Origin of the sequence: Gudongella oleilytica (assembly GCF_004101785.1) — a bacterium.
GTDB classification, from domain to species: Bacteria; Bacillota; Clostridia; order Tissierellales; family Tissierellaceae; genus Gudongella; species Gudongella oleilytica.
Window position 1 is genome coordinate 503,165 of sequence record NZ_CP035130.1, and the last position, 25,678, is coordinate 528,842.

The window sequence follows — 25,678 nt, forward strand, 5'->3', positions numbered from 1 at the left end:
GTTCCTTTTGGAAGGGTTTTTTTATTATTTAGGAAAGAGGGGCGTACAAATGAAGAAATGGTTATTTACATCAGAGTCCGTTACTGAAGGTCATCCAGACAAGATCTGCGATCAGATTTCTGATTCTATCCTTGATGCGATACTTGAGCAGGACCCTGAGGCAAGAGTTGCATGTGAAACAATGGTTACCACAGGCATGATTATGGTGGCTGGAGAAATAACGACAAAATGCTATGTGGACATACCTAAGATTGCAAGAAAGACAGTAGAAGAAATAGGCTATGTAAGAGCCAAATTCGGTTTTGATGCAGACACCTGTGCGGTATTGACCTCAATAAACGAGCAGTCACCTGATATTGCCCTGGGAGTTGACAAGGCTCTCGAGCAAAAGGAGCTTTCAGAAGACGAGCTGGACAAAATTGGGGCAGGAGACCAGGGCATGATGTTTGGCTTTGCATGCAATGAGACAGAGGAGCTAATGCCTCTCCCAATATCTCTTGCTCATAAGCTTGCAAGAAGACTTGCAGAGGTTAGAAAAAATGGAACACTGGAGTATCTTAGACCTGATGGTAAAACTCAGGTCACAGTCGAGTATCACGACAATACCCCGGTGAGAATAGAAAATGTTGTTGTTTCAACACAACACAGTCCTGTCATCGATCTTGTACAGCTTAAAGCGGAAATCATTGAGGAGGTAATCAAGGCAATAATACCTGCTCACATGGTAGACGAGAACACCAAGTTCTATGTAAATCCAACAGGCCGGTTTGTAATCGGTGGACCAATGGGAGATGCTGGTCTTACAGGAAGAAAGATCATAGTCGACACCTATGGCGGCTATGGCAGACATGGCGGCGGGGCTTTTTCAGGGAAGGACCCCACAAAGGTGGACAGATCAGCGGCTTACGCTGCAAGATATGTTGCCAAGAATATAGTTGCAGCAGGACTTGCGGACAAGTGCGAGGTAGGACTAGCCTATGCAATAGGTGTAGCCCATCCGCTTTCAGTGAATGTTGAGACCTTTGGAACAGGAAGGATCAGCGATGAGGAGATAAGAAAGCTTGTTGAGAAAAACTTCGATCTTAGACCGGCAGCAATAATCAGAGATCTTGACCTGAGAAGGCCGATCTACAGAAAAATAGCAACCTACGGTCACTTCGGACGTACAGATGTGGATCTGACCTGGGAGAGAACCGATAAGGCTGAAGCCCTTAAAAAAGCTGTAAAATAGTATGAAATGCCTGTATCTGGCTAATTTTGAATGCCTGATGCAGGCATTTTTATGTTATAATCTTCCTATAGCAAAGGAGGTGGGGATATGGAGATACAGGGAATAGTCGAAGATATAATATTCAGAAATGAATCAAACGGATATACAGTCGGAAAGCTTTATACATCTGACGGAAGCATTACAATCGTCGGCATAGCACCTTTTCTGCACAAGGACGAGGCGGTGTCGCTTGAGGGGGAGTGGAGCTACCATAGCCGCTTTGGAGAGCAATTCCAGTTTGATACATTAAAATCCATCATGCCCACTACAACCAAGGGAATAGAAAATTACCTTAGCTCCGGGCTTATACCCCACATAGGTCCTAAGACTGCTAAGAAGATAGTGGAGCACTTCGGACCTGAAGCTCTCGACATAATCCAGTATAATCCCCAAAGGCTTCTTGAGATTGAAGGGATTGGGGAAAAGAAGCTAAGAAGGATAATGGAATCCTACGACGATCAGAGGGAAATGCGGGATGTTATAGTTGCACTCCAGAACTATAGCTTAAGCATAAATCAAAGCATGAAGATATATAAACAATACGGGAAGGATGCTGTAAATGTAGTGAGAGAGAATCCCTACAGGCTTGCTGAAGATATATCAGGCATGGGCTTTAAGACTGCCGATGAGATCGCATCAAGACTTGGTATGGATAAAAGCTCCCCCTACAGGCTTGAGGCTGGCCTCAAATTCGTCATGATGAGTGCTGCAGGAGAGGGGCATTGCTACCTTCCCAAGGATGAGCTAATGAAAAAGACCATGCAGCTGCTTCAGGTGGGTGAGGAGGGCCTTGAAGGAGCATTGACCACACTGCTGCTTAGACAGAGCTTCCATAGCACTCCATCTGGAGATGAAACAAGAATTTACTATATGCCGTACCACACAGCTGAGAACAATGTAGCCAAGGCATTGGCCGAGCTTAGTCTGGTCCAAAGGGAGGATATCCTGGAAGATATCGATCAATGGATCGAGCAGCTTGAAAGGAAGCAAGGATTCCCATTTGGAGATAAACAGAAGCTTGCGATCAAGGGCGCAATTGAGGATGGTACGATCGTAATAACCGGCGGACCAGGTACCGGGAAGACGACCATAATAACCGCTATAATCGATCTTCTGGAAAGAGAAAACAAACGGGTTGTCCTGGCAGCTCCCACTGGTCGTGCCGCTAAGAGGATGACCGAAGCTACGGGGATGGAGGCAAAAACCCTTCATAGACTTCTTGAGATAAGCTATATGAATGAGAACCTGCAGTTCAGCAAGAATGAAGAAAGCCCTATAGACGCCGATGCAATCATTGTGGATGAGATGTCTATGGTGGATATACTCCTAATGAATAATCTTGTTAAGGCTATAAAGCCCGGAACAAGGCTTATAATGGTAGGGGATGTGGACCAGCTTCCATCAGTAGGAGCGGGTAATGTGTTGAGGGACATAATTGATTCCGGTGTAGTGCGTGTGGTAAGACTCGATGAGATATTTCGCCAGGAATCGGAAAGTATGATAATAGTTAATGCGCACTTGATAAACAAGGGAGAGACGCCAAGGCTTAATGAAAAGGGTAAGGATTTTTTCTATATCCATAAGTCCACAGGTCAGGAGATAAGGGAGGAGATCGAAGAGCTCACTACTACAAGGCTGCCTTCCTTTTACGGCTATGACCCGATAAAGGATATACAGGTACTGACTCCCATGAGAAAAGGAGATGCTGGAGTAGCCGCACTGAATAAATCACTTCAGAAGGCGTTGAATCCACCTGCAAAAAATAAAGCTGAAAAGCTTATTGGAGATGAGATATACAGAGTTGGCGATAAGGTTATGCAGATAAGAAACAACTATCAGGCATTGTGGACCGTAGATGTGGATGGAAGGCCCTATGAAGAGGGAGAAGGTATATTCAACGGTGATTTTGGATTCATCAAATCAATAGATGAGGAAGAGGGAATCGTTACGGTTTTATTTGATGATGACCGTGAGGTAGAGTTTGAAATGAGACAGATGGACGACCTTAAGCTTGCCTATGCGACTACCATCCACAAATCTCAGGGAAGTGAGTTCCCGGCAGTGATAATCCCTGTTTACAGCGGGCCTCCGATGCTTCTTACAAGGAATCTCCTCTACACAGCTGTTACCAGAGCGAAGGATCTTGTTGTTCTTGTTGGAGATAAGAGATATATGCATATGATGATACGCAATAATCAAATCGCAAAGAGGTATTCCTCTCTGAATACAAAGCTGAGAGATTATTTTCATTTCATAATAAGTGACTGAGGGGAGCGAATATAATGCTATTTAAGCTTCTTTTTCCTACTGAAAACTTTTGCTATTTCTGTAAAGATGATACACCCTATCTGGAGGGAAGACTTTGCAGGGATTGTAGGGATAATTATGAGCCTATGCACAGAGGATTTTTATTAAGAGATGATTCAATAGAAAGGGTATACGCATCTGTTTTCTACAATAGCTTTGCAAGGGAGCTGGTTCACCAGTTCAAATTTAATGATAAAAGCTATCTGTATGAACCGATAGCCCATATGATGCATATGACGATCATCGAGGAGTCGTTGACAGACTTTGATCTTATAGTCCCAGTGCCGATACACTGGAGAAAGGAAGCTATAAGAGGCTATAATCAGTCACAGCTCCTGGCAGAGGAGCTTTCAAGACGGACGGGGATACCGGTCGATAAGAAAAGCCTTGTAAAGTCTTCATGGACCAAGGAACAGAACAGGCTTACCAAGTACCAGAGAGAGGAAAATCTGAAAGGCTCTTTTTCCATAAAGGATGGAGCCAGCATGTCTGGGAGAAGGATACTTCTGATCGACGATATTTATACTACCGGAAATACACTGAAGTCTTGCGCAAGTCAGCTAAAGAAAGCTGGAGCAAAGGAAGTAACCGGACTGGTCTTCGCAACAATGAACGGATAAGGCTGTTAGTCCTCATAAAAAGCACTTTTCTCAGGATTGACCTTAAGTCCATTTTTTCTCATATCCTCAAGGGTTGCATTTATCTCTCCGCCAAGAACTATTACTATACTGCTGTAATACATCCAGATCAGGAGGACTATTACTCCTCCAAGACTTCCATAGGTAATGGCATATTTACCAAAATTCGAAACGTAGTATGATAGAAGAAGCGAGAGAGATACCCAGGCAATTGTTGCAAACACAGCTCCAGGAAGCACTTCTCTTATTGGTATTCTTAAATTTTTTCCAATATTTGGGCTAAGCTTATAAAGCAGCGCAAAAATTAGCATCATGTAGGCCAGAGGTATGATATATCTAAGGTAATTCCAAAGGAACATGAATGAATCCCCATACCCAATTCTTTCAAATAGCATTTTCCCTAACATCGGACCTAATATCAAAGATATCATTACCAGTGTGATCATAAGTAACAGCGCAATTGTAAAAAGTACTGAGAGGCCTCTTAACTTCAGGAAGTGCCTGTTTTCAGCATAGTCATAGGCCATATTTATTGCCTTTATTATCGCTTTTACTCCTGAGGATGCCGTCCACAGACCAATAAAGGCTGCAACAGACAACAGTCCCTGGCTGCTTGAGCTTGACAGGTCATTCAGAAAAACCTCGATTATTGCCTGGATATCCATCGGGAGGAAATGCAACATATCGAGTACAGCTCTCTCACGTACCAGCGATGTATAGCTCAGTATATTCAGAAGCACTATGAGGAAAGGGAAAAGGGATAATATCAGGAAATAAGTAAGTGAAGCCCCGGACCATACCACATTGTGCCTGGCAAACCTATATAGCAGCTGATCGATAAAGATAACAAAAATTCTGTTTTTGATTTTTCCAAGAAAGTTTTTCATTAAGATCACCTGCTTATCTAATACCTCTAAACAGCTATTCTAAAACCATATGCATATACTTTTGAAAGGAGAGACGAGTAAATGAAAATAAGGCTCATCAGAAATGCCACTACCTTAGTTGAGTATGCAGGGAAGAGGTTTCTAATAGATCCGGTACTTGGGGGTAAGGGATCCTTCAGAGCGTTTGGGGACTCCTTGAGAAAGGATATGAAAAACCCCATAGTTGACCTGCCCATATCCGCAGAGGAGATAATAGATGTCGATGCCGTTGTAATAACTCACATGCATCTTGACCACTTTGATCCTGCTGCAAAGGATCTGATCCCAAAGGATAAAAAGATATATGTTGAGAACGAAGATGCTTTGAAAGTGCTGGAGGGATCAGGATTTTTGGATGTTGAGATACTGGGCAAGGGTTCAGAATTTCACGAGATAAAACTTATTCGAACTCCAGGCCAGCATGGCAGAGGTGAAGTACTCCAGGTAATTGGAGATGTTTGTGGAGTAATATTCTCCCATCCCGCGGAGAAGACTTTATATGTCGTCGGGGATTCAGTCTGGTATGACGGAGTTCATGAGATCATAAAAACTCATCAACCGGAGGTTATTGTAGTGAACGGCGGAGGAAACGTCCTCATGGGCGAGATGCTTGTAATGGGTAAGGAGGATATACTCAAGGTCCATAAGTCAAAACCCGATGCAATGATAATTTCAGTTCACATGGAAGCTATGAACCATTGGACGCTGTCCCGTGAGGAGTTAAGAAGCTTCGCTGAGGAAAATGGATTTATCGGGTCACTGCTCATCCCGGAGGATGGGGAGGAGATACAGATTTAGAATTGACAATGGACGATTGACAATTACAAGCAAGATCCTTCACTACGTTCAGGATGGCAGAAATGTTGTCATTCTGAGCTTTAGCGAAGGATCTTGTTCATCGTTCATTTGATCTAATTGTGCACTGTGAAATGTGAATTATCTAAGGTATCTCTCAAACCACTCGGTTATCTCTTTAAGTCTTCTCACTCTGTGTTTAGGCTTTCCGGATCTTGAAAGGTCGTGATTCTCTCCCTTAAACATTACAAGTCTTGAAACAACCCCATGATACTTTAGAGCTGTATACATCTGAATGCCCTCAACAAGCCAGCATCTGTAGTCCTCCTCTGAATGTATAAATAGAGTTGGCGTTTGAACTTGATCCGCATACTTCAAGGGCGAGTGTTCCCACAGCTTTCTGTGGTTATTCCAGGGAGTAGCAGTATTCTGGTCCTCGGTAAAATAGTATCCAATATCCGAAGTGCCAAAAAAGGAGGTCCAGTTTGCTATGCTTCTTTGAGAAACTGCAGCCTTGAATCTATTGGTATGACCGATTATCCAGTTGGTCATATAGCCTCCGTAGGATCCTCCAGTAACTCCAACCCTGAATCTGTCGATATTTGGATACGAGTCAAGTACCTTATCGGTAAAGACCATCAGATCATCATAATCGATGGTGCCGTATTTTCCTCTGATATCTGCAAATTTGTCTCCCTTTCCATCACTTCCTCTTGGATTCATAAAAAATACAAAGAAGCCCCTGTTAGCCCAGTATTGCATCTCATGGAAATAAACTGTACCATAGACGGTTTTCGGACCCCCATGGATGTTTAGTATAGCAGGATAGTTCTTTTCATCATTAAATCCTGCCGGTTTCATAACCCACCCTGTGAGCTCGACGTCATCATTGTGGAACACCATAGCCTCGGGCAATGAGAGAGTTTTATCCTTAAGAGAATCGGTGTTGAAGCTGGTAAGCTGATCCTCATCTCTGTTTTTCACTGAATACAGCTCCTGAAGCTTAAGCTGCCTGAGTGCGATTATAAAAACCGAGTCGCCTTTGACGTCAAAATCATCTACGGAGCCTTCCTCAGCCGTCATTCTTTCAAGTATACCGTCAAGCCCGATCCGATAGAGGTTTGAGGAGTGACCAAGCGTGCTTACAAAGTAAAGATAGTCATCATCCACCTTAAAGGATCTTCCTTCTCCATATCTGCAGTCCGAGCCAACGGAATTGTATACGTCGTGCTTGAGATCGTTGAGCTTGACATAGCTCAAGCCTTCATCCTCAGTAAGATAAATCTTGGGATTTTCATTTATTCCGTAGTTTTTCTTCGATCTCCCGACAAAAACGATCATATCCTTTAGATACCCTGCGAAATCATATAGGAAATCCTCGATCGGCGATATTTTCTCAAGCCCCAAAGTGGAAAGATCAAGCTGATGTAAATCGTTGTTAAGACTCATCTTATCAATAAAGGATGATGTAATGAGAAGAGCCCTTCCCAGGGATGGATGGAGCTGGAGGCTCTCTACATTCGTGAATTCATCAGTTAAGGGTGTTATATCATTCCTGGTGCTGTCGAGCAGGAACAGTCTGGTTCGTCTCTTATTGGTAAAGCCCTCGCCGTTTCTCCAAAACGGAATTTCGTCCAGAACTTCGTAATTATTTTCTTCCTTAAGATCTTCAACCTTTTTCTCCAGTTCCTCCTTGGTGATCCCCCATGTATCGCCCATCCTTTTATCGAAGGATGCAAGAAGAAGGTACCTTCCATCCCCCAATGCTTCTATCCTGCTGACGTCTAAGGGAACCTCAAACTCTCTTGATACATCCATTGATTCGAGCTCAAGACGGTAGAAGCACGTTAATGGATGCTTTGCTTCCTTCCTGTCCTTAACGTCCTTGTCTCGGGACGAAGGAAATAACAGAGCACTCTCGTTTAACCATATTGAGGACTTTTCTTCGTTGGTATCAGTAAGCTGTTTGATCGTTCCAGAACTGTCGAGGAGGTATAGATTCGAATGATATTTGTTGTTCTCATGATCCATAGTGTGAACTGTAAAGACAACTCTTGAACCGCCAGGTGAAGCACTTAAACCTGACAGGAATTTGAATTCTGTGAAATCCATCATTTCCAACCTGCTCATTTTATCCCTCCGGCACTATTTATTCGTTTTGTATTGCTTCAAGTGTATGACCTTATCCCGCGTTGGCCTGTCCCATTCCAGGAAATGGGCTCTGGCAAGTCTCCCTATCGGTGTCTGAACGAAATTCTCACCCCATCCTCTTTGATCCACGATTCCCATAAAGTTGAGAAGACGGACAAAATGAGCTGCATGGTCTTCTTCAGCCTCTGACAGCTCCAAAAGCTCGTACATTGACGATGTCGTGGTCCTGGTTATCTGAAGATATGCTTTTTTGATCCTCCTTGCATCTGCAAGACTTACGCCCAGCACTCCCCTGATGAACCCACTTTTCCAGAAACATTTTAGGTGCATGGTAAGTTTATCCTCGCGGGAGAGACCTAAGTACTCATCAGTCCTTGACGTAACAACAAGCTGGCCTTCTTTTACCCTGAGGAGCTTCAAATCAACACCCATCTTGCTGAAGAAGTCAAGAATTGTTACTCCGGTTGAACCCCTCCTTGAGGAAAGCATAGGGTATTCACCATCAAGAAATCTTGATAATCCGTTTAGGTCCTTTCTTTTGATAGTTCTCCTGTTTTCAGCCAATCCAACCGGAGTTTCGTAAACATACAGGAGGAACCTGTCGAAGTCGTCAAGGTAGGTGTTGGTGGGTTTATAATCAATTTCCCTTAATCTTATTGATAATAAAGGATCTCCCTGTGAAAGTCTGTTTTGTCTCAGGATCTCCTTGACATATCTAAATCTCTCCTGGCTTAGTGACTGTAGTTCAGCCAGTGATCGCCTGTATGTCTTGTCATTCTTTGCAAGAAATCCCAGATACTCTCGAAGTGTCGAAAAGTAGCTGCTTAGCATCAGCGGCGTCGTTATGAATTTTTCACTGATCATATCCTGGAGCATTTCCTTGAGATTGACCTTATTTAGGTCCTTAAGGCTAGCACCATCATCTGCAAGCTCGTACTCGTATAGCTCGATAAGATTTGAGAGATGTCTTTCTATTCCCTCCTGGGAGCTTTTTAGGGATAGGTATTCCTCAAATTCATCCATCTCGTCGTAAATCGGGAGCATGTCTCCTTCATCGGGTTCGTGGTTTTCATACGCAGTATGATAATAGGACTCATAAAGAAACAGCGAATTGGTCTTTAAAAAGCTTTTCATATCGCCTCTTGTCATGTCTGTATCGTTGTAGCGTCTGATAACTTCCCTCAAAAGGTAAGGAAGCGCTGATCTTGGAATAAAGTTTACCTCACCAAGCATCCTAACAGAGCTCAATACTTTTCCAACCCTTGCAAGAAGATAATCCCCCTTTTTCAGTATTACTGATACCCTCGGCTCCAGCAGTCTGTACTCTGTATGATTTAGTACGTCAAATGCCACTGCATAGGGCTCATAAAAGTCTTTGATCTCGAGTATGGTGACAAAGCTTTCCGCTTTTCCAAGGAGGATTTCTCTTTGGATGGGAGAAATATTCCTGTCAGTCTCAATAAGCCTGTGGACGAAGCCTCTGCCGGATTGATCCCTGTAGTCACAGCAAAGCCAAAGATTGAAGGGGATATGAGATCTCTCCATATCAAGAAATTCATATTCCTCGTAGTTCTCCTGAAACAGCTTGCTTGCCCTTCCATCATTGTTTATATAGTCTATTAGTTTCTCAGTCGCCAGATTTTCCAGCTCCTGTAATTTATCATGATCCATTTCATTGCTCCTTGCTTTAGTCTTTGGATATATTATACAACAAGGGGGAATCCATTACAATTAAGGCGACAGAGACCGGTATCCAAAACAGATGTTGAAAAATGGGAAAAAGTAGTATAATGAAATAGTGACAAGAGAGGAGGGGTTTCGTGAAATTTAAAGATTATGAGTATATCAGGCCTGATTTGGACCAGATGGAAAAAAGTTTTATCGAACTTTTAGAGAAGTTCAGGAACGCAAAAAGTGCCTCAGAGCAAAGTATGGTGATCGATGAAGTAACTTCTCTAAGGAATTACTTTGAAACTATGGTAACCTTGGCAAGTATAAGGCATTCGATCAATACTGAAGACAAGTTCTATGAGACAGAGCAGGATTTTATGGACGAGAATGGACCCAGGTATGAGAAGCTGGTGACTGATTACTACAAAGAACTTATAAATTCTCCCTTCAGGGCTGAATTGGAAAATGAATGGGGAGAACAGTTCTTTAAATTGGCAGAGCTTCAGATAAAGACCTTCAGCGAGGAGATAATGGAGGAATTGGTTAAGGAGAACAAGCTTTCCACAGAATACGACAAGCTTATTGCTTCAGCGCAGCTTGATTTTATGGGAGAGATCAGAAACCTAAGCCAGATGAGACCTTTTATGGAGTCCAGGGACAGAGAAGTAAGAAGATCTGCCGCTATGAAGGTGATGAGCTTCTTCGAGGAAAACGAGAAGGAGTTCGACAGGTTATATGACGAGCTGGTCAAGGTAAGGGACTCAATGGCGAAGAAGCTGGGGTATCCGAATTATGTACCAATGGGCTATGCCAGACTTTCCAGGACGGATTATGATGCAGAAATGGTAGCAAACTATAGAAGGCAAGTCTATGAGAGTCTGGTTCCCCTATCAGAGGAGCTTAAGGAGAGACAAAGAAAAAGGATAGGTGTGGAAAGACTTACCTATTACGATGAACCTTTAGAGTACGTCACTGGAAATGCAAATCCCAAGGGAGATCCAGCCTGGATCATCGAAAACGGCAAAAAGATGTATCACGAGATGTCTCCTGAGACAGGAGCTTTTATAGACTTCATGACAGAGAGAGAGCTAATGGATCTTGAAGCAAAGAAGGGCAAGAGAAGCGGCGGTTATTGTACTGTGATCGCTGATTACAAATCGCCATTTATATTCTCAAACTTCAACGGAACCAGCGGAGACATCGATGTATTGACACATGAGGCAGGTCACGCTTTTCAAACCTTTATGAGTATGGATCACAAGCTGCCTGAGTACAAGTTCCCTACACTGGAGGCATGTGAGATCCATTCGATGAGCATGGAGTTTCTTGCATGGCCCTGGATGGAAAACTTCTTCAAGGATGAGGTTGAAAAGTATAAATTCAGCCATTTGGCTGGTGCACTGACCTTTATACCTTATGGTGTGGCAGTTGATGAGTTCCAGCACTTTGTATTCGAAAATCCAAATGCTACTCCGGATGAGAGGAAGTCTGCATGGAGAGAGATAGAAAAGAAGTACCTGCCATCAAAGGATTATGAAGACAACGATCTTTTGAACCGAGGCGGATATTGGTTCAGACAGGGTCATATTTTCTCGTCGCCATTCTATTACATCGACTATACACTTGCTCAGGTCTGTGCATTCCAATTCTGGGTAAGGAGCAGAGAGGACAGAGAAAAGGCCTGGGAGGACTATCTAAGGCTATGCAAGGCTGGAGGAAGCATGTCATTCCTGAAGCTTGTTGAGCTGGCGGAGCTTGATAATCCATTTGTAGACGGGACTATTGAAAGAGTTGTAGGGCCTATCAAGGAATATCTTGATTCTGTTGACGACTCGACGTTTTAGTCTTCTAATGGGTGTACTATGTTGTCCACCCTTAGTTATTTGGAGGATTTGATCCTAAGGTTATACAATTACCTTTAGAAGATTGAAGGTTGGTCGTTTTGAGGACATTTCCTGGCCAAGCGGCCGTGAGCGGTCCGACTAAACGAGCCAACTTTCATCTTATACTGAAATTTTAAAGGGTGGACATTCCAGTCCACCCTTAAAATATGTTCATTTAGCCCTTATACTCCGTATTATACCCTGGGTTGCCCTCAGGTCTTAACTGATTGGGATAGCTGATATCGGACCTGATATCCAAAGCTGCCTTTTTAAGCTCCTTGTATACCTCGTATGGTCTGTCGATCCCATAAAGCCTTTTACCTGTTCTTACTGACCTTTTGCCTGTGTGTACATAGTCCTCATTGATCCTGATGGTGCCGACTCCGAGGCTATTCTCGATAGGGTTGACGTTGACTTCAATGGAAGCTATGGCATCAAAATCAATGGACTTATAGTCGATCCCCCATAATCCTCCCCTTATAATGACTCTTTTGTCTGTGTAGCAGAAGATGGTATTCCTGTAGTTAGCAAGAAGTGCTATCATACCTCCGACACCAATCCATAATGGTGCCATGTGGATAAGCATAAAGGGAACCATGAAAAGCATCATGCCGGTCCCGCTGGCCATCATTATGAAAAAGAAATCGAAGACACCCCAAAGCAATCCAAAGATCAACATTGGAACTCCTTTAAGGAGGTGGACGGTCCTGTGAGGCTTGTCAGCCCAAAGAATTTGCTCCCCCTGATCCAATACGTCATAGAACTCTCTCTCATACATTCCTATTCCCCCTATGTTCTCTACATTGAGTACAAATTTTTAAGAAGCCTTTGGAGGTGATAGTTAAAGATGATATCCTCCTCGCTTATGATGCTTTTTTCATACCAGATCGGCGTGATTTGAAAAACCTGTCCAGCAAGAATCAGGTTCTTTGAGCTTACGATTGCCATATAATCCATAGCAGTGATAGATGAAAGGTCGTTGAATATCTCCTCAAGGATGCGCAGGGTTTTAGCTGTATCCAGCTTTTGTCCTTTGTTGTCGTATAATATATTGCTGTCGCCTCTTACCAGATCCTGAAGCTTTTCGATATCGGACAGCATACTCCTTAGATTTTCCAGATTCACGGTTTTCTTCCCGACTATAAGGCTGTAGGTGTACTCCTTTGCTACCTCTACAAAAGCATCCACTTCAGCGTAAAATTTCTTCTCGCTGTCAGGAGTTGCAACCAGGTAGTTAACAAGGACTCCCATAACTATCCCGATGAAGGTGTCGATGACTCTGTTTGTAGCGTATTCGATCATTCCCATTTCTCTGTTGAGATAGACCGCTGAGAAGACTATTGCCGATAGGGAAATTGACTTCCTCCACCCTAAAATGTTCAGTATCTGTATAAGCAGTATGATGCCCAAACCGAGGAAGATATTGCTGTACGGCAAGATTTCAGCTATCGCTACTGCCACAACAGCCCCCATTATTGTCCCGAGGATCCTGTTTTTCCCCATTACAAAGGATTCTGAAACCGAAGTCTGCATGGTGCTGATTGCACCTATTGCAACGAAAAGAGGGCTTCTTAGTCCAACCAATTCTGCAACGGTAACTCCAAGCATCACTGCAAGGCCGGTTTTTATGGTCCTCATACCGATTTTTACTTTATTCGATCCCATAGGAGCTTTCCTTTCATACTATATTACCTTTATACTCTAACCTATTTGCGTATAATTATCAAGGTGGAAATCCACATGAAGAAGCTCATAAAGTGGTGTTTTCCACAGATTTGCCCACACTATCCACAGGCAAACATAAACTTATCCACAATATAACGATAAAATTATCCACAGGAGTAAGGATTGTGTCAGTTAATCAGCGTTAGAAAGAAGCCTCTAGTAGTCAGTAGTTAGTTGTTAGTAAAAAAGTGTTACCCATGTCCTGGTTAAATCTTTTAATCGTCAATCGTCCATTGTCAATTGGTTATTATCTTCCTGTTAATCCTAAACCTTCGTGGGTATAATATGACAAACAGTATAAGTTTTACTAGACTTATATGAAAGGAGCTGGGTTTATGAAAATGAATTATACTGGAAAAAACATGGAGGTGACTGATGCTCTACGTGATGTAACTGAAAAGAAGCTTGGGAAGCTGGAGAAATACTTCCAGACTGACATCTCAGGCAATGTAACTTTCAGTACAGAGAAGAATCGTAAGATCATCGAGGTTACCATAAACCTTCCCGGCACAATCCTAAGAGCTGAAGAGTCAAGCGACGATATGTACGCATCTATCGACAAGACAGTGGACGTGCTTGAAAGACAAATCAGGAAACACAAAACCAAGCTGCAGAAGAGATACCAAAACAACGATACCATAAGATTTGACAACGTACCGTCACTTTCTGCAGAAGAGGAGGAGGACAAGCCAAGACTTGTAAGAAGAAAGAAATTCGGACTTAAACCGATGTCGCCGGATGAGGCAATCCTTCAGATGGAGCTTTTGAGGCACAACTTCTTCGTTTTCATGGATTCAGAAACTGAGGATGTCTCGGTTGTCTACAAGAGGAAGGATGGAAACTACGGACTCATTGAACCGGAAATATTCTAATAACGAAAACTTAAGCAGGGCTGACCACCCTGCTTTTTTATTGGCATGATTATGGATAAGTGGTATAATTAAATGATGTTATTTTGAAGGGGATGATTTACATGGGATTGTTTGACAAGGTCTTTGGCACCTATAGTGAAAGGGAGCTGAAGAAGCTGGATGGAACCGTACAAAAGGTTCTTTCCCTGGAAGGAACGATAGCCTCGCTAACTGATGAACAGCTTAAGAATAAGACTATTGAATTCAAGAATAGATATAAAGACGGTGAATTGCTTGACGATCTTTTGCCTGAAGCCTTTGCTGTTGTGAGAGAGGCATCGTGGAGAGTGCTGGGGATGAAGCATTTCCCGGTACAGATCTACGGAGGCATAATATTGCACCAGGGTCGTATAGCGGAGATGAAGACAGGAGAAGGTAAGACTCTGGTTGCCACGCTGCCTGCATACCTTAACGCACTTACGGGATTGGGAGTTCACATCGTTACAGTCAATGACTATCTGGCAAAGCGTGACAGGCAGTGGATGGGTAAGATATTTGAATTTCTGGGCTTGACTGTCGGCTGCATAGTACATGGACTTGACAACAAGGAGAGGAAAGAACAATACTCTTCCGACATAACCTATGGTACCAATAACGAGTTCGGTTTTGACTACCTAAGGGACAACATGGTTATCCATAAAGTAGAGATGGTACAGAGAAAGCTGTATTACGCAATAGTTGACGAGGTGGACTCGATTCTTGTTGACGAAGCAAGAACTCCTCTTATCATATCAGGTCAGGGTGACAAATCGACAAAGCTGTATGAGCTTGCAGACGGGTTTGCCAGGACACTCACCTACAGGTATCTCGATCCGGACGAAACCAAGTCCGATCCATTTAACAGGGAGATCAAGGAAGAAACTGTTGACTACCTTATAGACGAAAAAGCAAGGAGTATTTCCCTTACTGAAAAGGGAACAGAAAAAGCTGAAAAGTTCTTCGGACTTGAGAACATGGCAGACCTTGAAAATATGGAGATAGCGCACCATATAAATCAGGCCATAAAAGCGAGAGCTATAATGAAAAGAGACATAGACTACGTTGTGAAGGATGGCGAGGTAATAATAGTCGACGAATTCACAGGAAGGCTTATGCTTGGCAGGCGATACAGCGACGGACTCCACCAGGCCATAGAGGCTAAGGAAGGTCTTGACGTAAGAAGCGAGTCAAAGACATTGGCAACCATAACCTTCCAGAACTATTTCAGAATGTACGACAAGCTTTCAGGTATGACCGGTACTGCGAAGACTGAAGAGGAAGAATTCAGGGAAATATACAACATGGACGTTGTTGAGATACCAACCAACAGGCCAGTTATAAGAGTAGATCATCCGGACAGCGTATACAGGAACGAGGATGGAAAGTTCAGGGCTGTAGTGAGAGAAATCAGGGAAAAGCATGCTGTCGGGCAACCGGTGCTGGTAGGTACTATAACGATTGAAAAATCAGAGATGTTGTCGAAGCTTCTCAAGAGAGAAGGCATAAAACACGAGGTCTTAAACGCCAAACAGCACGAGCGTGAGGCAGAGATAGTAGCTCAAGCCGGTAGGTTTGGATCAGTTACCATAGCCACCAACATGGCAGGCCGTGGTACAGATATAGTCCTTGGCGGTAATCCTGAGTACATGGCCAGGGAGGAAATGAAGAAAAAGAACCTGCCTGAAGAAATCCTTGCCATGGTGGACAGCTTCTTTGATACTGACGACGAGGAGATCCTTGCAGCACGACTTCAGTACAGTCAGCTCGTTGAGAAGTACAAAGCCCAAACCGCCGAGGAACACGAGAAAGTGGTACGGGCGGGCGGACTTCATATCATAGGAACTGAAAGGCATGAGTCGAGGCGTATCGACAATCAGCTTAGAGGTCGTTCAGGACGTCAGGGAGACCCTGGAAGCTCGAGGTTTTATATCTCGCTTGAGGATGATCTGATGAGATTGTTTGCCGGTGAGAGGATGAAGTCGATTATCGACGGCATCAATATGCCGGAGGATGAACCCCTTGAACACAGTCTGTTGACAAAAACCATCGAAGGAGCCCAAAAGAAGGTAGAGAGCAACAACTTTGCAATACGTAAGCATGTTCTCCAATATGATGATGTAATGAACAAGCAAAGAGAAATCATATACGGAGAGAGAAGGAAGGTTCTGGAGGGCGAGGACCTGAGCGAGCATATTGCTGAGATGATAAGGAATATAGTTGAATCTAATGTGGAGATGTACACGAGACAATCGAAGTTTGCTGAAGAGTGGGACTTTGAAGGTCTTGAAATGTACGTGGCGAAGATCTTTGGAATGAAGAAAGATGTTTTCTATGGCCTTGACAAGGAGACCTTGACCAAGGAGGGTCTTGTTGAGCATATTCTTGAAAAGGCTCAAGATCTTTATAAGCAGAAGGAAAGCGAGTTTGGAACAGAGCAATTCAGAGAGATCGAGAGAGTTGTCCTTCTAAGGGTCGTAGACAGCAAATGGATGGATCACATAGATGCAATGGATCAGCTGAGACAGGGTATAAACCTCAGAGCATATGGACAGCAGGACCCTGTAAGAGCTTATCAGGTTGAGGGCTTTGATATGTTTGACGATATGACCAGAAGCATCTGGGAGGACACCGTAGGTTTCCTGTTCCATGTGGCCAAAGCAGATAATGTCCAAAGACAGAGAGTGGCAACCCCTATTATGACAAATACCGACGGTCAGACTAAGAAGAAGCCCGTTGTGAACAAGGAAAAGAAGATAGGAAGAAACGACCCGTGTCCATGCGGCAGCGGTAAGAAATATAAGAAGTGCCATGGGGATCCAAACAGGGAAAACTGATTGAGGGGATGATTTAGGAATGGAAAGCATATATTTAGATCGGGAGCGCCTTGCAGAGATCAAGGAGATGGTCAGAGAGCTGGGTGTTTCACTTTGACCTTCCAGGGTTGAAGGAAAGGGTGAAGCAGCTTCAGGAGGACAGCTACAGGGAGGACTTTTGGAGTGACGTGAAATCAGCGCAAAACACAATGCAGGAAATCAAGGCAATCAACAGTGAAATTGAGGGCTATGAAAGCCTGATGGCCGAGATTGAGGATACAGAGACTCTAATAGAGCTTATACTTGAGGACGAAGGCTTTGCGGACTACAGAGAGGTTGAAAAAGGCCTCAGGGAGATAGAAAAAAAAGCTGACGAATTTAAGATATCAACTTTGTTGAGTGGGGAATTCGATTCAAAAAGCGCCATATTGTCAATACATGCCGGAGCTGGTGGACTTGAAGCCCAGGATTGGGCAGAGATGCTCCTCAGAATGTACAGAAGATGGGCTGACAGAAAGGAATACAGGGTGGAGACACTTGATCTTCTTTCTGACACAGAGGGCGGCATCAAATCAGTTACACTTCTGATAGAAGGCTTTAATGCCTATGGGTATCTGAAGGCTGAGAAGGGGGTCCACAGACTTGTCAGGATATCTCCTTTCGATGCATCAGGCAAGAGGCATACATCATTTGCCAGTATAGACGTTTATCCTCAGTTAGATGACACTGTGGAGATCGATATAAACGAAAAGGACCTGAAGATAGATACCTACAGATCTTCAGGCGCTGGGGGACAGCACGTAAACACTACTGATTCAGCTATCCGGATAACCCATTTGCCTACAGGCATTGTAGTTACCTGTCAATCCGAGAGGTCACAGCATTCCAACAAGGCTACGGCAATGAATATGCTTAAAGCCAAACTTATCCAGCTTAAGGAAGAGGAAAACAAGGAGAGGATCGAGGATCTTCAGGGGTCCTACTCACAGATAGCGTGGGGTTCACAGATAAGATCCTATGTGTTCCACCCTTACAGCATGGTTAAGGACCACAGGACCAGTGCTGAGGTTGGGGATGTGTACAGGGTAATGGACGGGGATCTGGATTACTTTATCAATGAATACCTGAAGTATAAATCAATGTTGTAATAGATCTTGAGAAAGCGCATATACTTGAGAAGTTAATGGAGACTAAGTCGTTTCCCCGGACCGCTCACGGCCGCTTGGAAAAGAAATGTCCTCAAAACGATTAGCCTCCAATCATAATAGCTTTATTGTTACCTCAAGCTTTAGGATCAATCGAGTGTAGGGGCGGACAGCGCTGCCTGCCTAAGATATACAGCTCTTCTTATGAAGAGCTTTTCGTACATATAGGGAAGGATGATCAAATATGGATATTGCAGCAAGACTATCAAAGGAGCTGGGATTAAAGCCTGCTTACGTTAAAAACGTTATCGATATGCTGGATGAAGGCAACACAATCCCTTTTATTGCCAGGTACAGGAAGGAACAAACCGGCGAAATGACGGACGTGACCTTGAGGGAGCTGTTTACAAGACTTAATTACCTGAGAAGCCTTGAGGCCAGAAAGGAAGAGGTCACAAGGCTGATTGCACAGCAGGATAAGCTTACTGATGATCTTAAGGCTGAGATAGATGTGGCAGAGACCCTTCAAAGGCTTGAAGACCTTTACAGACCCTTCAGACCAAAGAGAAGGACGAGAGCCTCCATGGCTAAGGAGAAAGGCCTGGAGCCTCTTGCAGCTGAGCTCATGAGACTTGGGAAAAGTGAAGCAGAATTTACGTCATTTCTTAAGTCTTTTATCGACCCTGAAAAAGGCGTTGAAACTGTGGAGGATGCTCTTCAGGGTGCAATGGATATAATAGCTGAGGACATAGCAGATGATCCGGATTTCAGAGCTTTGGTCAAGAATATTTACTGGAAAAATGCAATGCTCGTCGTGGATGCGGCAGACAAGGAGACTAAATCTGTATATGAGATGTACTACAGTTATACAGAGCCTGTCTCTAAGGTGCCAAATCATCGTGTGCTTGCTATAAACAGGGGAGAGAAGGAAAAGCTTCTGAAGGTTAGCCTTGCCTTTGATGAAACACTTGCCACGGACAAAATCAAGGCAAAGACTGCAAAAGGACTGACATATACAGCAAACTACGTGGAATCGGCAGTGGATGACGGCTGTAAAAGGCTATTATTTCCTTCAGTTGAAAGGGAGATCAGAAACGATCTTACCGAGAGAGCAGAAGAGGAGGCAATAAAGGTATTTGCATTGAACCTTGAGCCGCTTCTGATGCAGCCACCGATCAAGGGCAAGGTAGTCCTTGCAATAGATCCTGGCTTTAGGACAGGGTGCAAGGTCGCAGTTGTCGACGAGACAGGCAAGCTCCTTGACAATACTACTGTGTATCCAACTGAGCCTCAGAACAAGATAGATGAAACAAAGAAGACCCTTAAAAAGCTGATTGAGAAGTATAACGTAGGAATAATATCCATAGGAAATGGAACGGCATCTAGAGAGACTGAGGCAGTTGTAGCATCCCTTATAACGGAGCTGGACAGAAGGATCCCCTATGCGATCGTGAACGAGGCTGGAGCATCAGTTTACTCCGCTTCTGAGGTTGGACAGAAGGATTTTCCAAACCATGATGTAACTGTAAGAGGCGCAGCCTCTATAGGGAGGCGACTGCAGGATCCGTTGGCTGAGCTCGTTAAGATCGATCCCAAGCATATAGGGGTAGGTCAGTATCAGCATGACTTGAACCAAACCAAGCTGGATGAAGCTCTTAAAGGTGTTGTGGAGGATTCTGTAAACAGGGTTGGAGTAGATCTTAATACAGCAAGCCCTTCACTGCTTAGGTACGTTTCCGGGATTTCCGCCAAGGTTGCCAACGGTATAGTCTCTCACAGAGAGGAAAAGGGAAGCTTTAGGTCGAGGGAAGAGCTTTTAACGGTAAAGGGACTCGGTGATAAGACATTCAGGCAATGCGCGGGATTTCTGAGGATACCTGATGGGACCGATCCACTGGATAACACTGGGGTCCACCCTGAATCCTATGAGGTTGCGAGAAAACTTGTAAAAATTGGGTATAATGACAGGGAATTGCCAAAGCTGGCTGAAGAACTGGGCGTTGGTCTTCCAACTCTGACCGACATAGTTATGGAGCTTGAAAAGCCCGGGAGAGATCCAAGGGATGAAATGCCGAAGCCGATCCTTAGAGAGGATATCCTAAAGCTTGAGGATCTGTCCAGGGATATGGTTCTCAATGGCACGGTCAGAAATGTTGTGGATTTTGGAGCATTTATCGATATCGGAGTCAAGCAGGATGGACTTGTTCACGTGTCACAGCTTTCCAACAGGTTTATCAGGCATCCAAAAGAGGTTGCCAAGGTAGGGGACATAGTGAAGGTCAAGATTCTGGATGTAGACAAGGACAAGGGAAGGATATCCCTAAGCATGAAGGATATATAATTTTCTTAGGAGGGTGATCGAATGAAGCTGGGAGTTATAGTCAACCCCATTGCAGGTATGGGCGGAAGAGTTGGACTGAAGGGCACAGACGGCCCAGAGATTCTAAGGCTTGCCAGAGAGATGGGGGCAGTCCCCGAGTCTCCAAAAAAGGCAATGAAAGCTCTGACTCAGCTTAAAGAGCTCGTTGACCTTGAAATATTGACATTCCCAGGAGAAATGGGAGAAAGAGAGCTCCTTGAGCTTGGATGGAGACCAACCGTCCTTGGAGATCCCAAAGAAGAGACCGGCCCTGAGGATACCGTTGAGGCATCGATAGGTATGCTCGATGAGGGAGTTGATCTGATAATTTTTGCCGGGGGAGACGGAACGGCAAGAAACGTCTATTCCGCTGTAGGTGATAAAATCCCTGTGATAGGGATCCCTGCCGGGGTAAAGATCCATTCAGGTGTTTTTGCAAATCATCCTGGGAGTGCCGGCGAGATCGCATACACATATTTGACCAATATGGATATAGGGACGAAGGATGCTGAGGTAATGGATATAGATGAGGATGCATTCAGGGACGGAGTTGTATCCGCAAGACTCTATGGCTATATGAAGATCCCGAATATGCCTGATCTTACCCAGACCCAGAAATCCAGTGGCTTTGCAGACGAATCAGAGGCTATTGCCGGAATTGCCGAAAAGGTGATCGAGGAGATGGAGGATGAGGTCTATTACATCATGGGCTCTGGAACTACAATAAGGCCGATCATGGAGGAGTTGGGTATCCCCAATACACTTCTTGGGATCGATATAATCAGAAACAAGGAGCTTGTGGCCTCAGATGTCCACGAAAAACAGATCCTGGAAATTATTGGAGACAGTAAAGCAAAAATAATAGTCACTGTAATAGGTGGTCAAGGCTACGTATTTGGAAGGGGAAATCAGCAGATAAGTGCCGAGGTCATCAAGAGAGTAGGCAAGAAAAATATCATTGTTGTGGCTCCCAGAAGCAAGATGTTATCGCTTGATGGAAGACCTCTCCTGGCGGATACAGGGGATGAAGAGGTCAACAGGAGTCTTGACGGCTATATCACTGTAATCATGGACTATTATACTGAAAGCCTTCAGCCGATAAAGGGTCTGTAATCAATTCACAATGCACAATGCACAATGCACAATGCACAATGCACAATGCACAATGCACAATGCACAATGCACAATTGGAAACCAAGTAAGAGCTAAGAGCTAAGAACTAAGATTCTTCGCTGCGTTAAGAATGTCTCATTTCTGTCAATCTGAACGCAGTGAAGGGTCATTTCTTTCGGGCTGACAGGGTCGTCTGCCTCTACTAACGCTTACCGCCTATCGCTTAACGTCTATCTCCTAACTCCTAACCCCTAACCCCTAACTCCCATCGCCTAACACTTATCTTCACCCCTTCCAACAGTCCAACTTTCCAACTATAATAAATTTTTCACAATATTTATCGTTATCCCTATTGACAAAATTGATGCGCTTCTATATTATAATGATAGATATATCTTCAGGGCGAGGTGCAAGTCCTCACCGGCGGTAAAGCCCGCGAACCGAAAGGTTGATCTGGTGTAATTCCAGGGCCGACAGTTAAAGTCTGGATGAAAGAAGATGGTATAATCTGTTTTAAATGCCCCGAAGATTGCTTCGGGGTTTTTTGATTCCCTGAGGTAATAAAAATTTTGGAGGGATCATTATGTACACGTTAAGCAGAGATCAATGGACCACAAGGACCATGGTCAAGGTATCGATTATGGCAGTAATTGCCTTTATCCTTATGTTTTTCGAATTTCCACTTTTGTGGATCGCACCACCGTTTATAAAAATCGACATATCGGACCTGCCAGCACTGTTAGGTGCATTTGCAATGGGACCAATGGTCGGCGTCATTATCCAGCTTCTGAAAAATGTTTTAAACGTAGTTCTTGAAGGATCTACTACAGGAGGAGTTGGAGAGTTTGCAAACTTTGTTGTGGGAAGTGCCTTTGCATACACAGCCGGAGCAATATATTTCAGGAAAAAGACATTTGGAAGAGCAGTTGCAGGGCTTCTCATTGGAACAGTAGTTATGACCGTAGTCATTACAATTGCAAACTACTATTTCATCTTCCCGTTCTATGCAAAGCTGTTTGGAATGCCGATACAGTCACTGGTAGATATGGGAGCGGGCATTAGCGACAAAATTACTGACCTTTGGTCACTTATGCTGTATTCAATTGTACCATTTAATTTACTGAAGGGTGTATTGCTTTCAGCTATTACAATACTCCTTTACAAGAAGGTATCACCAATTCTCCACAGATAATTCCCATTTGATATGTGTTAAAAAGAGTCCCCCGAAGACTTTGCTAAGAGCCTTCGCAGGACTCTTTTGTTTTAGGGTAATACTTTACTTGTGAAAACAAGCACTCTTTGGTATAATCAAAAGTTGACAATAGACGAGAACTATACCGGGAAGGTAATTATGATAATTGAGCTAAGAAACATAGAGCAAACTGAATTATTTGGACGAAAGCTGGGGAGGTTGCTTCAGAAGGGAGATGTTGTCTGCCTGAATGGAGATCTTGGTGCGGGAAAGACCACTCTCAGCAAAGCCATTGGTGTAGGAATGGATGTTGAAGACTACATCACCAGTCCAACCTTTGCAATAATGAACCAATACAAAGGGAGACTACCTCTGTACCACTTCGATGTATACAGACTGGATGGCTGGCATCAGCTTGAGGACATAGGGGCAGAGGATTATTTTTACGGTGATGGAGTCTGCCTGATAGAATGGGCTGAAACCATAGAGGAATACCTTCCAAAGGAAAGGCTGGAGATATCCATGACCTTTGGAGTGCTCGATGGGTCGAGGATCCTCGAGCTGAAGGCCTTCGGGGATAGATTTGGGATATTGATGGAGGAATTGAAAATATGAGAGTCCTTGGAATTGATACATCAACCTTGATGACTACCTGTGCTGTTATGGAGGATGATAACCTTCTTGGAGAATTCTCCCTTAGCCTTGATATGAGTCATTCAGAAGCACTTGTCCCAATGATCCGACAACTTATGGATAACCTGAAGCTAAAAATAAACGACATCGATCTGTTTGCAGTGGCCTCGGGGCCAGGCTCCTTTACAGGCCTTAGAATTGGACTTGCAACTGCGAAATCCTTCGCCCATGTAACAGGGAAACCATTGGTTGGAGTCTCTTCTCTTGAGACATTATCCATGGCTGTTCCATATCAACCTTTGGTTGCAGCGATGATGGATGCAAGGAGAGACCGGGTTTTTACTGGAGTATATCGCTTGGAGGAATACCCAGAGGTGCTTTTGTCCCCGGATGCGATCCCGGTGGATGAGCTTATTGAATACCTAAAAGGCCTGGATGGGAATATTATACTTATAGGCGACGGAGCAGTCGCATACAGGGATAAATTCAGGTCCGCACTTGGTGATAAGGCAGTTTTTGCCCCAGGACATATTAACCTCAGCAGCGGCTCTGCTGTTTGCAGGTTGGGATCGAGGAAATACAGAGAAGGACACATTGAGGATATTTTTATAATGGCACCTGATTATCTAAGAGATTCTCAGGCGCAAAGAACTCTTAAGGACAAGAGGTAGAATATGGAGATCATAATCAGAGAAATGACAACTTCAGATATTGAGCAGGTTTTGGAGATAGAAAAGGAGTCGTTCACAACTCCATGGTCCGAGGAAGCCTTTAGGACTGAAATTGAGGAGAACGTCCTTGCTGTCTATATAGTCGCAGAATATGAGGGTAAGATAGCCGGTTACGGTGGATTCTGGCGGATACTCGATGAAGCGCACATAACCAATATAGCTGTAAAAGCCTCCATGAGAGGCAAGGGAATAGGAGATACTGTCCTTCTGGGGATGATTGACTATTGCAGGATAAACAGGGTACCGAATATGACTCTTGAGGTAAGGGTTTCAAACGAGCCTGCTATTAAATTATACAGGAAGCATGGTTTCAAGGAGGAAGGCACAAGGCCCGGTTACTACACTGACAACCATGAGGATGCACTTATAATGTGGCGAAAGAATCAAGTGAGGTGAAGAAATGCTAACATTGGCTATAGAGACCTCCTGTGACGAGACCTCCTGCGGCGTCGTCAGGGACGGCAGAGAGGTGCTTTCAAATATTATATCCTCCCAAATCGAGATCCACAGAGTTTATGGAGGAGTTGTACCTGAAATAGCTTCGAGAAAACACATCGAAAACATAAATCTTATAATTCAGGAGGCCTTGGATGAGGCAAAGGTCGGCTTCAAGGATATCGACTTTATAAGCGTAACGCAAGGGCCTGGTCTTGTGGGGGCCTTATTGGTGGGACTCGCGTCAGCGAAGGCAATAGCCTATGGACTTGATATACCCCTGGTAGGAGTAAATCACATAGAGGGTCATATCTGTGCTAATTTCATCCAGCATAAGGATCTGGAGCCTCCATTTACCTGTCTTATAGTATCAGGGGGACACACCTATCTTATTGACGTTGAGGACTATGCTAAGTACAAGCTATTCGGCAGAACAAGAGACGATGCTGCAGGCGAAGCCTTTGACAAGGTCGCAAGAGCTATGGGGCTGCCATATCCGGGAGGTCCGGTAATAGACAAGCTGGCTTCTGAAGGTGATGGGAAGATTATTTTATTTCCAAGGGTATTCCTTGAGGAAAAAAGCTATGACTTTAGCTTCAGCGGACTTAAGACAGCCGTATTGAACCATTTGAACCAGCTGAAGCAAAGAGAAGAAGAGCCTGATATTAAGGACGTCGCCGCAAGCTTTCAGGAGGCCGTTCTTGAGGTTCTGGTAGAGAAGACCTTCAGGCTTTCAAGGGAAACAGGGAGAGATAAGATCGTTATTGCCGGAGGGGTCGCTGCCAATAAAGGCCTGAGGAATTCGATGGAGGAGAGAGGAAAACTGGAAGGAGTAAAAATCTACTACCCATCACCTGTTCTTTGTACTGACAATGCAGCAATGATAGGATCAGCCGGGTATTATAATTTTATCAAGGGTGTAAGATCGCCGCTGGACCTTAAGGTAGATCCAAACCTTGGATTTCTGGAATAAAAAACCAGCCCCATTTCCTTGTGGAAAA

20 protein-coding genes and 1 riboswitch are annotated in these 25,678 nt (G+C 44.0%); of the genes, 15 read left to right on the forward strand and 5 right to left on the reverse strand.

Going from position 1 to position 25,678, the window contains the following annotated elements; translation table 11 throughout:
- The first annotated feature begins 49 nt into the window (after positions 1 to 49).
- From metK to EC328_RS02290, 3 genes are all read left to right on the forward strand, one after another.
- Complete coding sequence (metK, locus tag EC328_RS02280; protein WP_128425304.1) at positions 50 to 1,231, forward strand: methionine adenosyltransferase; 1,182 nt, start codon at positions 50 to 52, stop codon at positions 1,229 to 1,231.
- 87 nt (positions 1,232 to 1,318) lie between these two features.
- Positions 1,319 to 3,538, forward strand: coding sequence for an SF1B family DNA helicase RecD2 (recD2, locus tag EC328_RS02285; protein WP_128425305.1), 2,220 nt, complete (start codon positions 1,319 to 1,321; stop codon positions 3,536 to 3,538).
- 14 nt (positions 3,539 to 3,552) lie between these two features.
- The gene (locus EC328_RS02290; protein ID WP_128425306.1) at positions 3,553 to 4,197 is read left to right on the forward strand and encodes a ComF family protein; all 645 of its coding nucleotides are present in this window, start codon (positions 3,553 to 3,555) and stop codon (positions 4,195 to 4,197) included.
- 5 nt (positions 4,198 to 4,202) lie between these two features.
- Here the strand turns inward: EC328_RS02290 and EC328_RS02295 are convergent, their stop codons facing one another.
- Complete coding sequence (locus tag EC328_RS02295; protein WP_128425307.1) at positions 4,203 to 5,102, reverse strand: YihY/virulence factor BrkB family protein; 900 nt, start codon at positions 5,100 to 5,102, stop codon at positions 4,203 to 4,205.
- An 81-nt stretch (positions 5,103 to 5,183) separates the two neighbouring features.
- On the opposite strand from EC328_RS02295, the gene EC328_RS02300 reads away from it, so the two are divergent.
- Positions 5,184 to 5,939 (forward strand): MBL fold metallo-hydrolase, encoded by a 756-nt coding sequence (locus EC328_RS02300; RefSeq protein WP_128425308.1) that lies wholly within the window; start codon positions 5,184 to 5,186, stop codon positions 5,937 to 5,939.
- A gap of 138 nt (positions 5,940 to 6,077) precedes the next feature.
- On the opposite strand, the gene EC328_RS02305 is transcribed toward EC328_RS02300, so the two are convergent.
- Entirely contained in the window at positions 6,078 to 8,066 is a 1,989-nt protein-coding gene (locus EC328_RS02305) for a S9 family peptidase (RefSeq protein ID WP_128425309.1), read from the reverse strand.
- Between the two features lie 15 nt (positions 8,067 to 8,081).
- The gene (locus tag EC328_RS02310) at positions 8,082 to 9,758 is read right to left on the reverse strand and encodes a hypothetical protein (protein WP_128425310.1); all 1,677 of its coding nucleotides are present in this window, start codon (positions 9,756 to 9,758) and stop codon (positions 8,082 to 8,084) included.
- Between the two features lie 149 nt (positions 9,759 to 9,907).
- Here EC328_RS02310 and EC328_RS02315 point away from each other — a divergent pair, with 149 nt between their 5' ends.
- Positions 9,908 to 11,602, forward strand: coding sequence for a M3 family oligoendopeptidase (locus tag EC328_RS02315; protein ID WP_128425311.1), 1,695 nt, complete (start codon positions 9,908 to 9,910; stop codon positions 11,600 to 11,602).
- A 214-nt stretch (positions 11,603 to 11,816) separates the two neighbouring features.
- On the opposite strand, the gene EC328_RS02320 is transcribed toward EC328_RS02315, so the two are convergent.
- Together EC328_RS02320 and EC328_RS02325 are read right to left on the reverse strand one after the other, a co-directional pair.
- Positions 11,817 to 12,419 (reverse strand): PH domain-containing protein, encoded by a 603-nt coding sequence (locus EC328_RS02320; protein WP_128425312.1) that lies wholly within the window; start codon positions 12,417 to 12,419, stop codon positions 11,817 to 11,819.
- 20 nt (positions 12,420 to 12,439) lie between these two features.
- On the reverse strand, positions 12,440 to 13,306 hold the full coding sequence (locus EC328_RS02325) for an FUSC family protein (RefSeq protein ID WP_128425313.1): 867 nt from the start codon (positions 13,304 to 13,306) through the stop codon (positions 12,440 to 12,442).
- Positions 13,307 to 13,701: 395 nt separating this feature from the next.
- On the opposite strand from EC328_RS02325, the gene hpf reads away from it, so the two are divergent.
- The 10 genes from hpf to tsaD all read left to right on the forward strand — a co-directional run bounded on the left by hpf (position 13,702) and on the right by tsaD (position 25,650).
- Positions 13,702 to 14,238, forward strand: a complete 537-nt coding sequence (gene hpf, locus EC328_RS02330; RefSeq protein ID WP_128425314.1) for a ribosome hibernation-promoting factor, HPF/YfiA family — start codon at positions 13,702 to 13,704, stop codon at positions 14,236 to 14,238.
- Positions 14,239 to 14,339: 101 nt separating this feature from the next.
- The gene (gene secA, locus EC328_RS02335) at positions 14,340 to 17,090 is read left to right on the forward strand and encodes a preprotein translocase subunit SecA (protein ID WP_128425315.1); all 2,751 of its coding nucleotides are present in this window, start codon (positions 14,340 to 14,342) and stop codon (positions 17,088 to 17,090) included.
- A gap of 19 nt (positions 17,091 to 17,109) precedes the next feature.
- Positions 17,110 to 18,217, forward strand: a protein-coding gene (prfB, locus tag EC328_RS02340) for a peptide chain release factor 2 (RefSeq protein WP_128425316.1) whose coding sequence is annotated in 2 segments (ribosomal slippage) — positions 17,110 to 17,184 and positions 17,186 to 18,217 — 1,107 coding nt in all. Because the reading frame shifts where the segments join, the coding sequence is not laid out codon by codon here.
- A 241-nt stretch (positions 18,218 to 18,458) separates the two neighbouring features.
- Positions 18,459 to 20,555, forward strand: coding sequence for a Tex family protein (locus EC328_RS02345; RefSeq protein WP_128425317.1), 2,097 nt, complete (start codon positions 18,459 to 18,461; stop codon positions 20,553 to 20,555).
- 21 nt (positions 20,556 to 20,576) lie between these two features.
- Positions 20,577 to 21,686 carry an ATP-NAD kinase family protein gene (locus EC328_RS02350; RefSeq protein ID WP_128425318.1) on the forward strand — a complete coding sequence of 370 codons (1,110 nt, stop codon included), beginning with the start codon at positions 20,577 to 20,579 and terminating at the stop codon, positions 21,684 to 21,686.
- Positions 21,687 to 22,075: 389 nt separating this feature from the next.
- A riboswitch (FMN riboswitch) is annotated at positions 22,076 to 22,190 on the forward strand.
- 79 nt (positions 22,191 to 22,269) lie between these two features.
- Complete coding sequence (locus EC328_RS02355; protein ID WP_128425319.1) at positions 22,270 to 22,878, forward strand: ECF transporter S component; 609 nt, start codon at positions 22,270 to 22,272, stop codon at positions 22,876 to 22,878.
- A 90-nt stretch (positions 22,879 to 22,968) separates the two neighbouring features.
- Positions 22,969 to 23,493 (forward strand): tRNA (adenosine(37)-N6)-threonylcarbamoyltransferase complex ATPase subunit type 1 TsaE, encoded by a 525-nt coding sequence (gene tsaE, locus EC328_RS02360; RefSeq protein ID WP_240671509.1) that lies wholly within the window; start codon positions 22,969 to 22,971, stop codon positions 23,491 to 23,493.
- On the forward strand, positions 23,490 to 24,182 hold the full coding sequence (gene tsaB / locus EC328_RS02365; protein WP_128425320.1) for a tRNA (adenosine(37)-N6)-threonylcarbamoyltransferase complex dimerization subunit type 1 TsaB: 693 nt from the start codon (positions 23,490 to 23,492) through the stop codon (positions 24,180 to 24,182). Before tsaE ends, tsaB begins: the two co-directional genes overlap by 4 nt.
- 3 nt (positions 24,183 to 24,185) lie before the next feature.
- A complete protein-coding gene (rimI, locus tag EC328_RS02370; protein WP_128425321.1) occupies positions 24,186 to 24,638 on the forward strand; it encodes a ribosomal protein S18-alanine N-acetyltransferase in 453 nt (150 codons plus the stop codon).
- 4 nt (positions 24,639 to 24,642) lie between these two features.
- Positions 24,643 to 25,650 carry a tRNA (adenosine(37)-N6)-threonylcarbamoyltransferase complex transferase subunit TsaD gene (tsaD, locus tag EC328_RS02375; protein ID WP_128425322.1) on the forward strand — a complete coding sequence of 336 codons (1,008 nt, stop codon included), beginning with the start codon at positions 24,643 to 24,645 and terminating at the stop codon, positions 25,648 to 25,650.
- Positions 25,651 to 25,678: the final 28 nt, after the last annotated feature.

Bases quoted from the DNA above. Each gene is read 5' to 3' on its own strand.
- metK (WP_128425304.1), top strand. From the start codon at position 50: ATGAAGAAATGGTTATTTACATCAGAGTCCGTTACTGAAGGTCATCCA.
- recD2 (WP_128425305.1), top strand. From the start codon at position 1,319: ATGGAGATACAGGGAATAGTCGAAGATATAATATTCAGAAATGAATCA.
- EC328_RS02290 (WP_128425306.1), top strand. From the start codon at position 3,553: ATGCTATTTAAGCTTCTTTTTCCTACTGAAAACTTTTGCTATTTCTGT.
- EC328_RS02295 (WP_128425307.1), bottom strand. From the start codon at position 5,102: ATGAAAAACTTTCTTGGAAAAATCAAAAACAGAATTTTTGTTATCTTT.
- EC328_RS02300 (WP_128425308.1), top strand. From the start codon at position 5,184: ATGAAAATAAGGCTCATCAGAAATGCCACTACCTTAGTTGAGTATGCA.
- EC328_RS02305 (WP_128425309.1), bottom strand. From the start codon at position 8,066: ATGAGCAGGTTGGAAATGATGGATTTCACAGAATTCAAATTCCTGTCA.
- EC328_RS02310 (WP_128425310.1), bottom strand. From the start codon at position 9,758: ATGGATCATGATAAATTACAGGAGCTGGAAAATCTGGCGACTGAGAAA.
- EC328_RS02320 (WP_128425312.1), bottom strand. From the start codon at position 12,419: ATGTATGAGAGAGAGTTCTATGACGTATTGGATCAGGGGGAGCAAATT.
- EC328_RS02325 (WP_128425313.1), bottom strand. From the start codon at position 13,306: ATGGGATCGAATAAAGTAAAAATCGGTATGAGGACCATAAAAACCGGC.
- hpf (WP_128425314.1), top strand. From the start codon at position 13,702: ATGAAAATGAATTATACTGGAAAAAACATGGAGGTGACTGATGCTCTA.
- secA (WP_128425315.1), top strand. From the start codon at position 14,340: ATGGGATTGTTTGACAAGGTCTTTGGCACCTATAGTGAAAGGGAGCTG.
- EC328_RS02345 (WP_128425317.1), top strand. From the start codon at position 18,459: ATGGATATTGCAGCAAGACTATCAAAGGAGCTGGGATTAAAGCCTGCT.
- EC328_RS02350 (WP_128425318.1), top strand. From the start codon at position 20,577: ATGAAGCTGGGAGTTATAGTCAACCCCATTGCAGGTATGGGCGGAAGA.
- EC328_RS02355 (WP_128425319.1), top strand. From the start codon at position 22,270: ATGTACACGTTAAGCAGAGATCAATGGACCACAAGGACCATGGTCAAG.
- tsaB (WP_128425320.1), top strand. From the start codon at position 23,490: ATGAGAGTCCTTGGAATTGATACATCAACCTTGATGACTACCTGTGCT.
- rimI (WP_128425321.1), top strand. From the start codon at position 24,186: ATGGAGATCATAATCAGAGAAATGACAACTTCAGATATTGAGCAGGTT.
- tsaD (WP_128425322.1), top strand. From the start codon at position 24,643: ATGCTAACATTGGCTATAGAGACCTCCTGTGACGAGACCTCCTGCGGC.